Here is a 14191-nt window from a genome sequence, read left to right as displayed (position 1 = left end):
CCACCGATTTATTTCCTTGCAGTCGGCGCAGCCCACCCCATCTTGGTAGGATCCCGACTGTCCCGACCTGCCATGGCCCGCCAACGTTCTTTCGTTCCCATCCTAGTCATCCTCATCCTGTTGCACGCGTACATTGGGCTGCGGCTGTTGCCCGCGCTCGACGCGGGACCGGTCGGAATGCTGGCGGGGACGGTGCTGCTGGCCGCGTCGGCCGTGCTCGTGCGCATCGGTCTCGTCGCACCCAGCTTGCGGCGGACGCGCTGGTCGGAATCGCTGACGTGGGCCGGTTTGCTGGCGATGGGCCTGTTTTCGTCGCTGTTCGTGCTGACGCTCGTGCGCGACGTCGTGCTGCTCATGGGGATGGTCGCGGGCGAGCGCGGGCCGGCGCTCACGCGCGGCAGTGCCGTCGTCGTGCCCCTCCTGGCGCTGGCCGTCACGTTCATCGGCTTCATCAACGCCCGCCGCGTGGCGCGCGTCGTCAAGGTCGAGGTGCCGATCGACGGCCTGCCCGAGGACTTGCACGGCTATTCGATCGCGCAGATTTCCGATATCCACGTCGGCCCGACGATCCGCCGGCCCTATCTGAACGCCATCGTCACGAAGGTCAATGCGCTGAAGCCCGATGCGATCGCCATCACGGGCGACCTCGTCGACGGCAGCGTGCAGCGCCTCGCGCCGCACACGGAACCGCTCGCGCGCCTGTCCGCGCCGGACGGCGCGTTCTTCGTGACCGGCAACCACGAGTATTATTCCGGCGCCGATCAATGGGTGGCCGAGGTGCGCCGGCTCGGCTTGCGCGTGTTGATGAACGAGCACGTGATCCGGCGCCGCGGCCGCGCCACCGTCATGATCGCGGGCGTGACGGACTACACGGCGCAGCATTTCGAGCCTACGCACAAGAGCGATCCGCACCAGGCCGCGGCCGGTGCGCCGGACGACGTGGCCGTGCGCATCCTGCTGGCCCACCAGCCGCGCAGCGCACCGGCCGCCGCCGCCGCGGGCTTTCACCTGCAATTGTCCGGGCACACGCACGGCGGCCAGTTCTTCCCGTGGAATCTGTTCGTCCCGCTGCAGCAGCCGTTCGTGGCCGGCCTGAACCGCGTGCGCTCGCTGTGGGTGTACACGAGCCGCGGCACAGGATATTGGGGACCGCCGAAGCGCTTCGGCGCGCCGTCCGAGATCACGCTCGTGCGCCTCGTGCCCGGCCGGGCGTAGCGGGGTCGCTTCGCCGCCGGCGCGGCGTATATGTACGACAATATAATCCCCCAAAAGCATGCGGATGCGTTATCGTTTTGGTTTTTCCACCGACCAAAGGATCGCAAGCATGAACCGCCTCCGTTTCCCCGCCTTGAGCATAATCGCCGCCTGCCTGCTGGGCGGCGCCGCGAACGCCGCCACTCCCGGTAACGACCCGGCCGCGCTCGCCAAGGTGCGCGACACGGCGCTGCACAGCGATTACGCCTACCGGCAACTGGAGGACTTGACGGACCTCGTGGGTCCGCGTCTGTCCGGTTCGCCCGGCGCCGCCGCTGCCGTGACGCAGGTCGCGGATGCGCTGCGCAAGCTGGGTGCGAAGGTCACGCTGCAGCCGATCAAGGTGCCGCATTGGGTCCGCGGCGAGGAGACGGCGTCGCTCGTCGATTACCAGGGGCGGCCCGCCGGCGTGACGCAAAAGATCGTGCTGACGGCGCTGGGCGGCTCGGGCGCGACCCCGGCCGGCGGCATCACGGCACCCGTGATCGTCGTGCACAGCTTCGAGGAGCTGAAGGCGCACGCGGCCGAGGTGAAGGGCCGCATCGTGCTGATCGACGTGCCGTTCGACCAGAACATGGCGGACCGCGGCCTGGCGGGCACTGCGTACGGCCAGGCTGTCGCGTTCCGCGGGGCCGGCCCGCGCATGGCCGCCGAGATGGGGGCCGCGGCGGCCCTCGTGCGCGCCGTCGGCGGCGCCGCGTACCGCATCCCGCACACGGGTTTGACCTTGCTGAAGGACGATGCGCGCATCCCGGCGGCGGCCGTCACCATCGAGGACGCGCTGCTGATCGGCCGGCTGGCCAAGCGCGGCCCTGTGACGATGCACCTGACGTTGACGCCGCAGATCCTGCCGGATGCCGACAGCTACAACGTGATCGCGGACTGGCCGGGCACGGACAAAGCCGACGAGATCGTGCTCGTGTCGGGCCACCTCGATTCCTGGGACCTGGCGACGGGCGCCAACGACGACGGTTCGGGCGTCGTCACGGCGATGGCGGTGATCGACACCTTGCGCAAGCTCGACTATCACGCGCACCGCACGATCCGCGTCGTGGCCTGGATGAGCGAGGAAAACGGCGGACGCGGCGGTCAAACGTACGACACCGTGTACAAGAAGGGCGTCGAGAAGCATTTCGCCGCGTACGAGGATGATGCCGGCTCCGGTCGCCCGTTCGGTCTGCGCGCGGGCATCGGCCAGGCCGGCGCCAAGCTGCTGGCACCGCTGCAGGCCGCGCTGTATCCGATGGGTGCGGGTGCGTTCCAGCGCGAAGACGTGATCGGCGCCGGCGACCTGCACTTCCTGGAAGATTCCGGCGTGCCCAGCTTCGAGCCGTGGATCGACTCGTCCGACTACTTCAATTATCACCATACCCCCGCCGATACGTTCGATAAGGTCAATCCGGAGAACCTGCGCCGCCACGCCGCCGTGATGGCGACGACGGCCTGGTTCCTCGCGAATATGGAGCAGCCGATCGGCCGCGCCAACGTCGCTACCGAGGCAACGGGCACCAAGTAAGCGGAGCGCGGGCGGCCCGCGCCGCCGGAGTGGACCGGCGCCGCCCTGGACGCCGGCGACTGCCCGTGTCACCCGACGTCGATGCGCCGGACCGCTCGGGCATGGCCCCGGAACGGCCGGCCGTACACGGTCTGGATACCGCTGGCGAAGTTCTGGCCCCAGACGAGGGGAGGGCGTGTCTCGTGCGGCTCGCTCGACCAGTACCAGACACGGTCGAAACGTTCGCGCTGGTTGGCGAACAGCAGCGCGAGTTCGCGCCGCGTCGGCAGTTCGCCAGCGCGCGCGGATGCCCATTCGCGCGCGGCGGGCCAGCTGACGTCGGATGCTTCGTCCGCCAGCAGCACCAGGTGGTAGTCGGGCTCGCCGTTCTTGCCGAGTATCACGCCGGCATAGGCTTCGCCCTCCTTCAGCATTTCTTGGATCCTCAGGTAATCACCCATCGCGCAACCCTTTCGTCATGTCTTCCGGTCTCGTAAGACCATCGATCGCCGCGCTTGGTTGCGTCGTGCGATAGACCTGGCTCATGACGGGATGCGTAGCAGTCGATCTCGGTTTTCCGGCTGTCGCGCCGTCGCGGGTCAGTCGTCCAGCGGCTTGACGATCTGGGGGCCGTCGGCACCGGCACGGTTCACTGCCGTGCTCACCTTGTACCACTCGAATTCGTCGGCAGGCACGGCGGCGTGGCGCGCCAGCTCGATCGCCTGCTGGGGTGACAGGTCGGGGTCGAGCCACAGCTTCGCGTCCTCCGCGTCGAGTACGACGGGGCGGCGGTCGTGGATGTCGAGCATGCCGCCGGACGCGTCGTCCGTCACGATGACGAAGCCCGCTTCCGCGCGGTTTTCCTCGAAGGAGCCGAAGTTGGCGACGGCCAGCATGAACAGCGGGCGGTGGTCCCTGCGGTGGATGTGCCACGGCTGCTTGTGGCCTTTCTCGCCCGTCCATTCGTACCAGCCCTCGGCCGGCACGACGCCGCGTCCGTTCTTGACGAGGCGCGACCAGTAGCGGTTGGCCAGCTTTTCCAGGCGCGCATTGATGACGATGGGCACCTTGCCCTCGGCCCATTTGGCGCGGTAGCTCCAGAACACGTCGTCCACGCGGTGCTCGCCGTCCTGCACGTGCATGACGGGGCGATAGGTGCCGGGCGCCGCGTTCGTCGTCGGCGCCGATGCGCTGTCGAATACGGCGTCGGTCCACCCGATCAGGTTGGCGTAATGACGCGCCGTCTGGCTTTGGTCGAATCGTCCGCACATGGCGCGATGGTAGCGCAAATGGGCGAGGGCGGGCGTTCGTTAGGGCGGAATCGTCCGGTGCGCCGCCTGACGGCACACGGCGATAGTATCGTTCCGATAACGAACTCACTGTCTGGAATTCAATGCGTCGAGAACATCGCTTGTTCGTGCCGATCCTACGTGCACCCATCGCAAGCTTGTCCACAGTTGCCCCGCCTTCCGCGCAGAACGTCCAAGGCGCCACCAGCCGTGAGTTCCGGCACGACATCAACGGGCTGCGTGCCTGGGCGATCGTACCCGTCGTCCTTTTCCATTTCGGCGTGCCCGGCTTCAGCGGCGGTTTCGCGGGCGTCGACGTATTCTTCGTCATCTCCGGCTTCCTGATGACGCAAATGATTTGCCGCGCGCTGTGGAACGGTGATTTCTCGCTGATGGGGTTTTATCTGGCGCGCGCCGTGCGGATCGTGCCGGCGCTCGTCGTCGTGTGTGCCGTGCTGGTGGCAGCGGGCTGGTTCGCGCTGCTGCCGCCCGACTACAAGATGCTCGGTGCCCACACGGCCTACAGCCTGACCTTCCTGTCGGATATCGCGTTTTGGCGCGAGGCCGGTTACTTCGACACCAGTTCGCACGAGAAATGGTTGCTGCACACGTGGTCGCTGGCGGTCGAGTGGCAGTTCTACCTGCTGCTGCCCCTCGTTCTCATGGGCCTCGCGCGCGTGACGCGCAGCGCGCACGCGTGGGGTCGGGCGCTGGCCGCGCTGGCCGCGGTGTCGTTGGCCGCCTGTGTCTGGACGACGGCCAGCAACCCGTCCGCCGCATTCTTCCTGATCCATACGCGGGCCTGGGAAATGCTGGCCGGCGGCCTTGTGTTCCTGGCCGCGCGCACCGCAACGTATTCGCCCGGCCGGCGCCGCCTGATCGAAGGCACGGGCCTCGTCCTCATCGCCGCCGCCATTCTCGCATTCGATGCGGAGTCCGCGTGGCCCGGCTGGCGCGCCGTCGTGCCGGTGGCCGGCGCGGCGCTCGTGCTGCTGGCCAGCCGGGAGTCCGTGTGGACGGGCAACCGCTTCGCGCAATGGATCGGCCTGCGCTCGTATTCGCTGTACCTGTGGCACTGGCCCGTCTACGTGTTCCTTGCGTACATCGGCTTGCGGTTCAACGGGCTGGCGCTCGCGGCCGGCGTCGTAGCCTCGGTCGTACTCGGCGCGTTGTCGTACACGTTCGTGGAAAACCCGTCGCGCCGGGCGTTGCGCAAGCCCCGTCTCGACGCGCGCATCGCCACGCTGGTTGGGGCGGCCGCATGCGTGGCGCTGTGCGCGGCAGGCGTGTGGCGGTCGAACGGCGTGGCCGGACGGTTCGCGCCGGGCGTCGAGCTGGCGGCCGCCGCCGCGACCGACGTCAATCCCGAACGCGCCCGCTGCCACCAGAGCGCCGGGTCGACGTCCCCGGCCTGCCTGTTCGGCGGCACGGAGCGCAAGCTGTTCGTCGTCGGCGACAGCCACGTGGCCGCGATCATCTCCAGCGTCGTGGACGCGGGCCCGCGCGGCGCAGCCGGTGTTGTGCAATTGTCGTACGACGGCTGCGTGTTCATCCCGGGCATGCTGCAGATACGTCCACACCGTTTCGGCGCGAACGCCGATTGCAAGGGCTTCACCGATTGGGCCGCCAAGCAACTGGACGCGGCGCCGACGCTGCCCGTGCTGCTCGCCGGACGGTACGCCCGCTATGCGTTCGGCCCGTTCGAGCTCGATCGGGACGTCGCCAAGCCGGAAGTGTATTTCGCCGGCCAGCCCGAAACGACGACGACGCCGGCCTTCCTGCGCGAGTTCGGCCGGCATTTGACGGAGACGGCGTGCAAGCTGGCGCGGACCCGCACCGTCTACATGATGCGGCCGATCCCCGAGATGCCGGCCAGCGTCCCGCAATACGTCGCGCGCCGGATGGCGTGGGGACTGGACCCGAGCCTGTCGGTCACGACGGCGCAGTACATGCAGCGCAACGGCTGGGTCTGGCAGGCGCAGAACGAGGCGCGTGACAGGTGCGGCATCGTCATCCTCGACCCGACCGCGACCTTATGCCATGACGGCGTGTGCTCGGCCACGCGCAGCGGGCGTCCGCTGTATTCCGATTACGGCCACCTGGACGAGTTTGGCGCGCACCTGCTCGTCCCCGTCTTCGCGCGCATGTACCAGCCGGCGGCGCCGGGTCACAGCGGTGGCACCACGTTCTCCGCCCGGTAGCGCGTCACGAAGGCCGCGAGCTGCTTCGAATGGTAGCCCTGCGCGAGGACGTCCAGGCGGTTCGCGAACGCCGCGTAGGCCGGATCGCGTTCGCGCAGGTGCGCGGCGTGCTCGCGCACCTCGCGCATATTGCCGACGCGTGCCAGCTGCCACAGTGCCTCGATCTCATCGGCCGGCGGAACGGCCATGCCGGCATCCTCGTCGGCCTGCGCTGGCGCCGCCTCCGCCGTGATCCACTTGAGTGACAGCAGTTCGCCGACCGTGCGCAGCAGGGCGTCGTGGTCGATGGGCTTCGCGAGGAAGGCGTCGGCGCCGGCATCGCGGCTCCGGTGTTCGTCTTCCGGACCGGCGCTGGCGGTCACGGCCACGATCGGGATTCCGCCCCAGCCCGGCAAGTGGCGGATCCGTCGCGTCGTCTCGTTGCCGTCCATTACCGGCATCATGACGTCCATCAGGATCAGGTCCGGCTTGAAGCTGTCGAGGAGGATGAGGCATTCCAGGCCGTTCGTCGCGGCCGCGACGATGAAACCGGCATCCTGCAAGAGGTCGAGCAGCATCGCACGGTTCTGCGGCACGTCGTCGACGACGAGCAGCCGCTTGCGCTCGCCCTCGTAGCCGACGACCGTTTCCTGCGGCTGGGCCGCGACGGGCCCGCCGGTGGCCACCGGCACGTCGATCTCGAACGAGAACGTGCTGCCCTTGCTCGGCTCGCTGACGACGGCGATCTCGCCGCCCATCAGGCGCACCAGCTGCTGGCTGATGGCCAGGCCCAGGCCCGTGCCGCCTTCGCGCCGCTGGATCGAGGCGACCTGTTCGAACGGCTGGAAGATGCGCCCGAGCTGCGACGCGCTCATGCCGATGCCGCTGTCGGCCACTTCGAAGCGCAAGCGCGCGACGGCTTCGCCGGTCTCGCCTGGCGGCGCCTCTGCCGGTGACGCCGGCAGGACGCGCAGGCACACCTTCCCGCTGTCGGTGAATTTCACCGCATTGCCCAGCAGGTTCAGCAGCACCTGGCGCAGCCGCGTTTCGTCGACCGTCACGGCCGGCGGCACGCCGGACGCGAGTTCGCAGCTGAACGCGAGGCCTTTCTCTTCGGCCTTGACGCGCATGATGTTCGCGAGGACCTGCACGAACGTGCCGAGGTGGACGGTGGCCGGATACAAGACCATCTTGCCGGCCTCGACGCGCGCCAGGTCGAGGATGTCGTTGATCAGGGTGAGCAGGTGCTGGCCGCTGTCCTGGATGCTCGCCAGCCCGGCCGCCTGCCGTTCGGTGAGCTGTTCGCGATCGCGTCCCAGCAGCCGGGCGTACCCGATGATGGCGTTCAGGGGCGTGCGCAATTCGTGGCTCATCTGCGCCAGGAAATTGCTCCTTTGCCGCGCCAGGGCGACCGCCTCGGCCAGCGCCTTCTCGCGCGCCGCCGCGGCTTCCTTGCGCTCCCTGTCGACGGCCGCCAGTTTTTCCAGGCGGGTCTTGCTCGCTTGCAGGTCGGAGCGGAAGTGCAGCAGGCCCAGCGACAGGCTGATCATGCCCGCGACGATCCAGCCGGATACCAGCCAACTCAGCAGGGTCGTCTTCGATATCCATTTTTTGCGGAACTCGATCTTCCGCACTTCGACGGTGACGACGTGGCCGATGGCGCTGCGGTCGTCCAGTTGCAGTTGCAGGGCCGTGACGTGATCGAGGCGGGCATAGCTCCTGGCCAACGGAACCTCGCGCGAGAACAGCCACCAGTCCGCGGTGCGGAAGGCATTCATCGGGATCGCGAACGGGGGACCCGGCGGAATATCGACGAGCACTTCGTTGAACCGCTGCGCGTCCCAGCCGCCGCGCGCGGAATACTCCGGTTCGAAGTTCATCAGGTGCAGCTTGAGGACATGCCGTCCGCCGCCCGAATAGCGCACGTCGAGGGCGATCGTGTCGTATCCGGTCAGGTCGAGACCCTTGACCGGGTCGCCCAACTCGAACAGCAAATTACAGTATGGATATTGCGCCACGTCCGCCAACACGCAACGCATGACGTAGGCATCCTTGGTCACCGTGAACGACGCAACCGACTTGCCGGGCGTACGATTGCCGCGCTTCTCGCCGCGGTCGTCGCTCACGACGGCGCGCGCCGGGTGCCGCGGCGAGATCTCGAGCGTGCTCGTCATCCCGAAATGCTGCCAGACCAACGAGATGGACGTCGTCAGTACGAGAAGGATGATCAGGATGTGACTGATCCTCGTCGAGCGGGAAAGCCACTGGTTCATGTGCGTTCCGATCGGAAATCGGACAAGTGCATCCAGTATATACCCAAGCAATACATGAGTTGCATGGTGCGTCACGCCGGCGGGACGGCGTCCGCGGCGCGGAAGCGCGCCACGAAGGCGGCCAGGTGCTTCGAATGGTAGCCCTGCGCCAGCGCGTCCAGGCGGTTCGCGAACGGCGCGTACGCCGGGTCGAGCTCACGCAGGTACGCGGCGCGCGCGCGGATCTGCCGCATATTGCCGATCTGCGCCATCTGCCACAATTCCTCGATCTCGTCGGCCGGTGGTGCGACCAGGGCGGCGTCGTCCACGTCTGCCGGCGCGGTTGCTGTCGCGACGGGTTGCTCCGTGACCCACTTCAGCCCCAGCAGTGCGCCGATGGTGCGCAGCAGGCGGTTGTGATCGAGCGGCTTGGCGAGGAACGCGCTGGCGCCGGCGTCGCGGCTTTTTCGTTCGTCTTCCGGCCCGGCACTGGCCGTCACGGCGACGATCGGGATCCCGCCCCAGCCCGGCATCCGGCGGATCTGCCGCATCGTCTCGTTGCCGTCCATCACAGGCATCATGACGTCCATGAGGATCAGGTCGGGCTTGAAGGTGTCGAGCAGGACGAGGCATTCCAGGCCGTTCGTGGCGGTGGCGACGACGAAGCCGGCGTCCTGCAGCAGGTCCTGCAGCATCGCGCGGTTCTGCGGCACGTCGTCGACGACCAGCAGGCGCTTGCGTTCGCCTTCATAGCTCACCGGGGTGTCCTGCGGTGCCACCGCTGCCGGGCCGGTGGCGGCGACCGGCACGTCGATGTCGAACCAGAACGTACTGCCTTTGCCGGGCGCGCTGACGACGTCGATCCTGCCGCCCATGAGACGCACCAGTTGCTGGCTGATGGCGAGGCCGAGGCCCGTGCCGCCCTCGCGCCGCTGCGCCGTGGCCACCTGCTCGAAGGGCTGGAAGATGCGCGCGAGCTGTTCGGGACTCATGCCGATGCCGCTGTCCGTCACTTCGAAGCGCAACCGCGCGGTGGCCGCGCCGGCCTCGCCGGTCGCCGGTGCCGGCTGCACGCGCAACGAGACCTTGCCGCTGTCGGTGAATTTCACCGCATTGCCCAGCAGGTTCAACAGCACTTGGCGCAGGCGGGTTTCGTCGATCGTCACCGCGGTCGGCAGGCCGGGTGCGAGTTCGTAGCCGAACGCCAGCCCCTTTTCTTCGGCCTTGACGCGCATGATGTCGGCCACGACATGCAGGAAGGTACCGAGATCGACCGCGGCCGTATGCAGCACCATCTTGCCCGCTTCGACCCGTGCCAGGTCGAGGATGTCGTCGATCAGGGTGAGCAGGTGCTGGCCGCTCTCGTGGATCGTCGCCAGGCCGGACGCTTGCCGGTCGCTGAGGTGGCCGCGATCACGCCCGAGCAAGTGGGCGTAGCCCATGATGGCATTGAGCGGCGTGCGCAGCTCGTGACTCATCTGCGCCAGGAAACTGCTTCTCTGCTGCGCCAGGGCGACGGCCTCGGCCAATGCCGTTTCGCGGGCCGCCTCCGCTTCCTTGCGTTCGCGGTCGATCGCGGCCAGCTGCTCCAGCCGCGTATTGTTGGCTTGCAGGTCGGAGCGGAAGTGCAGCAGGCTGAGCGCAAGTCCCAGAATGCCGCAGGCGATCCATCCGCCCACCAGCCAGCTGAGCAGGGTCGTCTTCGACATCCATTTGCCGCGGAACTCGATCTTGCGCAGCACGACCGTGAGCACATGTCCGGCGGCGCCGTAGTCGTCCGTCGACAGTTCCACGGCCGTGACGTGATCGAGGCGGGCGTAGCTCTTGGCCAGCGGAATCTGGCGCGAGAACTGCCACCAGTCCGCGGTGCGCACGGCATTCATCGGGATCGTGAACCGGGGCTGATCGGGGAGGTCAATGAGCAGCTCATTGAATCGCTGGGAATTCCAGTCGCTCAGCGTGGAAAACTCCGGTTCGAAATTCGTCAGGTGCAGCTTGACGACACGCCGGTTCCGGCCCGAATACGACATGTCCAGGGTGACCGTGTCGTACCCGCTCAGGTCCATGCCGTTGACCGGGTCGCCCATCGTGAATCGCAATTTGCAGTATGGATACGTCGCGGCCGCGCCCAGCTGGCAACGCATCGTGAACGCATCCTTGGTGATGGTCAGCGTACCGACCGAACTGCCGTTCGCGTGATTGCCGAGCGTGGTGTCGCGGTCGTCGGTCACCTGCACGTTATACGGATGCTGCGGGGAGATCTCGAGGGTGCGCGTCATCCCATAGTGCTGCCAGACGAGCAGGATGGGGGTCGCCAGCACCAGCAGGATAACCAGGGCGTAGCGGATCCTGGTCGAGTGGGAGAGCCACTGATTCATGTGGGTACCGATCGGAACTCGGACAGATGGACGCAGTATATACCCAGGCAATGCCTTTCCGTAATGCTTCGGCGGCCACGTCCCTCGAGCTGTTGCCGCCCGAGGGAATTTTGCACTCTTTTTGTGCGTTCGAAGGACAGGCGCAGTATCGTTGGACGTGGCGCCATCGCATCGGCGCCGGATCGCCTGCGACCGCCTTCGGGCAGCTCGACCAGACAACAAAGGAGGCACAGGGAAACCGAAGGAGACAACCATGAAACAGTTCGAGAGAACGGCCATTGCCGTCGGCGTGGCCCAGCTCGCGGTCGCCGCCGGCGGCGCGATGTGCGCGCAGGGCGCGCGCGCGCAGGACGCGGGGTCGAACGTCGCCACCGTCGTCGTCGTGGGCCAGCGCGCCGCGCTGGCATCGGCCGCGGCGCGCAAGAAGAATGCGGACGAGATCGTCGATTCGGTCGTCGAGGTCGACATCGGCAAGCTGCCGGACAAGTCGGTGACGGAAGTGCTGCAGCGCGTGGTCGGTGTCACCATCGACCGCACGATGAACGTCGCCGACCCGCTGCAGAGCGTGCACGACGGCATCAACCACTTCGCGGCCGAAGGGACGGGCGTCTCGGTGCGCGGCCTGTCGTACGTGCGTTCGGAATTGAACGGTCGCGACGCATTCTCCGCCAACGGCGGCCGTTCGCTGAGCTTCGAGGACGTGCCGCCCGAGCTGATGGCCGGCGTCGACGTGTACAAGGACCCGTCGGCCGAGCAGATCGAAGGCGGCATCGGCGGCCTGGTGAACCTGCGCACGCACCTGCCGTTCGACTTCAAGGGCCGCAACGGTGCGGTCTCCATCGAAGCGTCGCGCTCGCAGCTGCGCGGCAAGTATGCGCCGTCGTTTTCCGGCCTGCTGTCGGACCGCTGGAAGACCGGGTTCGGCGAGTTCGGCGCATTGATCGACGTCGCGCGCTCGCGCATCGACACGCGCAGCGACGGCCTGCAGATTTCGCCGTACATTCCGCGTACCGATGCCGTGACGGGCGACACGAGCGGCGCCCGGCACTGGATCTCGAACGGGGGCGGCTGGACGACGAACAATTTCGAGCGCGAGCGCGACGGCCTGTACGGCGCCCTGCAGTGGAAGAAGGACACGCTGTCGTCGTCCTTGACGTATTTCCGGTCGAAGTACGACGTGCGCACGTCGGAATACTCGCTCGCGGCGGGCGCGAACCCGGCCACGATCATGCTCGATCCGGGCGCCGAGGGATCCGGGCGTCGGGTTCGGCGTCCAGAGCCGCACCGCCGGCCGTACGTCGGACACGCGCGACGCCGCGTGGAACCTGCAGTGGCGGCCGACCGACCGGTGGACGCTCGCCGGCGACCTGCAGCACGCGCGCGCGACGACGTTCGGGTACGACAACCTCGTCAGCCTGGGCGGCTACATGCCGAAAGAGGGCGTCGATTTCCGCACGTCGCCGCCCACGCTGACGTTCGACGCGGCCGACCGCGCCTATCTCGCCGATCCGAACAATTATTATTGGAACTCGGCGCAGGAGCACCGCGACGACGCCGTCTCGACGCAGAACGCGGCCCGCCTGGACGCGAAGTACGCGTTCGACGGCCCGGTGCTGAACGACCTCCGTTTCGGCGTGCGCTTCACGACGCGCGATGCCGACACGCGCGCGACGCACGGCAACAGCCAGTGGCACGAGATCACGGCGCCCTGGGCCGTGGGCCACGACGGCTGGCAGCCGTTCAGCCAGCTCGCGTACCTGAGCGACCCGCGCTTTGCCGGCGACAAGGTCGCGCCACTGCAGTTCAACGACTTCTTCGGCCGGAAGACGGCGATGCCGCCGGCCATCGTCGCAGCGAACATCGCGTTGTCGGCCGGCGCGCCGCCCCCGGCATTCGCCCAGTTGCACGAGATGGTGAAAGTGCTCTGCAACATGCCGTGCTCGGGCGACGCGCTGTGGGACTACGCAAAGTTCGGCGACCCCGAGAGCCTGAACCAGCAGCACGAGAAGACGAAGGCCGCCCACGCGCAGCTGCGCTTCGGCTTCGACGACCTGCGCTACCCGGTCGATGGCAATGTTGGCGTGCGGGTCGTGCGCACGGACATGTCGGCGGCCGGCTACCTGTTGTTCTCGCCGTCGGCGTCGTCGAACGTGCCTGGCGTGCCGGTGATCGCGCCTTTGTCCGATCGTACGCATTTCGAGAACAAGTACACGAACGTGCTGCCCAGCCTGAACCTGCGCATGAAGGCCAGCGACGGACTGCAATTCCGCGCTGCGTTCTCGAAAGGGATGACGCGTCCGGACTTCTGGCAGATGCAGACCTACACGACATTGAGCCAGAACGTGCACACGCACACGGACAATGCGACGAAAGCGACGATCCTCGACAGTATCGACTACACGGGCACGGGCGTGGGCAACCCCATGCTCAAGCCGACGCGCTCGACCAACGTCGACCTGACGGCCGAGTACTATTTCGGCCATGGCGGCCAGGTGACGCTTGCGCTGTTCAACAAGCGCCTGTCGGACGTTATCATCGGCAAGACGTCGGTCGTCACGCTCAACGATACGACAGGGCAGCCGCACGACTTCGCCGTCACGTCACCGGTCAACGGCGCCACCGGCCGCGCCAGCGGGGCCGAGATCGGTTACCTGCAGTACTTCGACAAGCTGCCGGGCCTGTGGTCGGGCTTCGGCGTGTCCGCGAACTACACGTACATCGACAGCCGCCAGGACCTGGGCAAGCCGCTGGCGCAAGCGTGGTGCACGCCGCAGGACACGAACGCGTTCATTGCCCGCGACCTGTCCGGGTGCGATACGGACGGCCGCCTGCTGAACGTCGGTAACGTGCCGCTGACGGGCCTGTCGAAGAACGCGTTCAACGTGGCGCTGCTGTACGACAAGGGGGCCGTGTCCGCGCGCCTGGCGTATAGCTGGCGGTCGAAGTATCTGCAGGCCATCAATGCCTATGGCACGAATGGTGGCGACGGCATCGACGCCAATCCTTCCAGTCCGCGCTTCGGTCAGCCGTATTCGGTGCAGTACGCGTTGCCGACGTGGGGTGGGGCGTATGGGCAGCTCGATGCGAGCTTGCAGTACAAGTTTACGGACAATGTGAATTTGTCTGTGCAGGCGACGAATTTGACCAATGCGTTGTACAAGCAATATATGCAGCAGGGAATCGGGTTGATGGAGCGGGGGGCGTTTTACACGGGGCGCCGTTTTTCGATCCGGTTGGGGTACGCGTTCTGATGATCACGACCGCTGGCGATTTCATGCCCTTGCCGACGGCTCTCCGGTACGCTTTGTGCGCCCCGCGGCCGGCGCAGGGCTTCCGCTTCCAC

Annotated in this window: 8 protein-coding genes and 1 pseudogene; 5 read left to right on the top strand and 4 right to left on the bottom strand. The window is 67.2% G+C overall.

The window, feature by feature from the left end; translation table 11 throughout:
• Positions 1–72: 72 nt before the first annotated feature.
• Positions 73–1215 carry a metallophosphoesterase gene (locus HAV22_RS03350; RefSeq protein ID WP_166856534.1) on the top strand — a complete coding sequence of 381 codons (1143 nt, stop codon included), beginning with the start codon at positions 73–75 and terminating at the stop codon, positions 1213–1215.
• A 109-nt stretch (positions 1216–1324) separates the two neighbouring features.
• A complete protein-coding gene (locus HAV22_RS03345) occupies positions 1325–2770 on the top strand; it encodes a M28 family peptidase (RefSeq protein ID WP_166856532.1) in 1446 nt (481 codons plus the stop codon).
• 68 nt (positions 2771–2838) lie between these two features.
• On the opposite strand, the gene HAV22_RS03340 is transcribed toward HAV22_RS03345, so the two are convergent.
• Both HAV22_RS03340 and HAV22_RS03335 read right to left on the bottom strand, forming a co-directional pair.
• Positions 2839–3183: an Lcl C-terminal domain-containing protein gene (locus HAV22_RS03340; protein WP_229421049.1), complete on the bottom strand. Its 345-nt coding sequence runs from the start codon at positions 3181–3183 to the stop codon at positions 2839–2841.
• Positions 3184–3348: 165 nt separating this feature from the next.
• Positions 3349–4020 (bottom strand): SOS response-associated peptidase, encoded by a 672-nt coding sequence (locus tag HAV22_RS03335; protein ID WP_166856528.1) that lies wholly within the window; start codon positions 4018–4020, stop codon positions 3349–3351.
• Positions 4021–4196: 176 nt separating this feature from the next.
• Between HAV22_RS03335 and HAV22_RS03330 the strand changes: the two genes are divergently transcribed.
• On the top strand, positions 4197–6239 hold the full coding sequence (locus tag HAV22_RS03330; RefSeq protein WP_166856526.1) for an acyltransferase family protein: 2043 nt from the start codon (positions 4197–4199) through the stop codon (positions 6237–6239).
• Here the strand turns inward: HAV22_RS03330 and HAV22_RS03325 are convergent.
• Both HAV22_RS03325 and HAV22_RS31045 read right to left on the bottom strand, forming a co-directional pair.
• Positions 6206–8491 (bottom strand): ATP-binding protein, encoded by a 2286-nt coding sequence (locus HAV22_RS03325; RefSeq protein ID WP_166856524.1) that lies wholly within the window; start codon positions 8489–8491, stop codon positions 6206–6208. The genes HAV22_RS03330 and HAV22_RS03325 overlap by 34 nt on opposite strands.
• 71 nt (positions 8492–8562) lie before the next feature.
• A complete protein-coding gene (locus HAV22_RS31045) occupies positions 8563–10179 on the bottom strand; it encodes an ATP-binding protein (protein ID WP_267874750.1) in 1617 nt (538 codons plus the stop codon).
• Between the two features lie 922 nt (positions 10180–11101).
• Here HAV22_RS31045 and HAV22_RS31040 point away from each other — a divergent pair.
• Positions 11102–11566, top strand: a pseudogene (locus HAV22_RS31040) (TonB-dependent receptor plug domain-containing protein); the annotation flags it as partial.
• 439 nt (positions 11567–12005) lie between these two features.
• Positions 12006–14099 (top strand): TonB-dependent receptor, encoded by a 2094-nt coding sequence (locus HAV22_RS31035; protein ID WP_371869547.1) that lies wholly within the window; start codon positions 12006–12008, stop codon positions 14097–14099.
• Positions 14100–14191 lie beyond the last annotated feature (92 nt).

The sequence above is a fragment of the Telluria antibiotica genome, assembly GCF_011682055.1.
In the GTDB taxonomy this organism is placed as follows: domain Bacteria; phylum Pseudomonadota; class Gammaproteobacteria; order Burkholderiales; family Burkholderiaceae_D; genus Telluria; species Telluria antibiotica.
This window is presented reverse-complemented; position numbering and strand designations above follow the sequence as displayed.

Coding starts and splice junctions, on each gene's coding strand:
- HAV22_RS03345 (WP_166856532.1), top strand. CDS start 1,325: ATGAACCGCCTCCGTTTCCCCGCCTTGAGCATAATCGCCGCCTGCCTG.
- HAV22_RS03350 (WP_166856534.1), top strand. CDS start 73: ATGGCCCGCCAACGTTCTTTCGTTCCCATCCTAGTCATCCTCATCCTG.
- HAV22_RS03335 (WP_166856528.1), bottom strand. CDS start 4,020: ATGTGCGGACGATTCGACCAAAGCCAGACGGCGCGTCATTACGCCAAC.
- HAV22_RS03325 (WP_166856524.1), bottom strand. CDS start 8,491: ATGAACCAGTGGCTTTCCCGCTCGACGAGGATCAGTCACATCCTGATC.
- HAV22_RS31045 (WP_267874750.1), bottom strand. CDS start 10,179: ATGTCGAAGACGACCCTGCTCAGCTGGCTGGTGGGCGGATGGATCGCC.
- HAV22_RS03340 (WP_229421049.1), bottom strand. CDS start 3,183: ATGCTGAAGGAGGGCGAAGCCTATGCCGGCGTGATACTCGGCAAGAAC.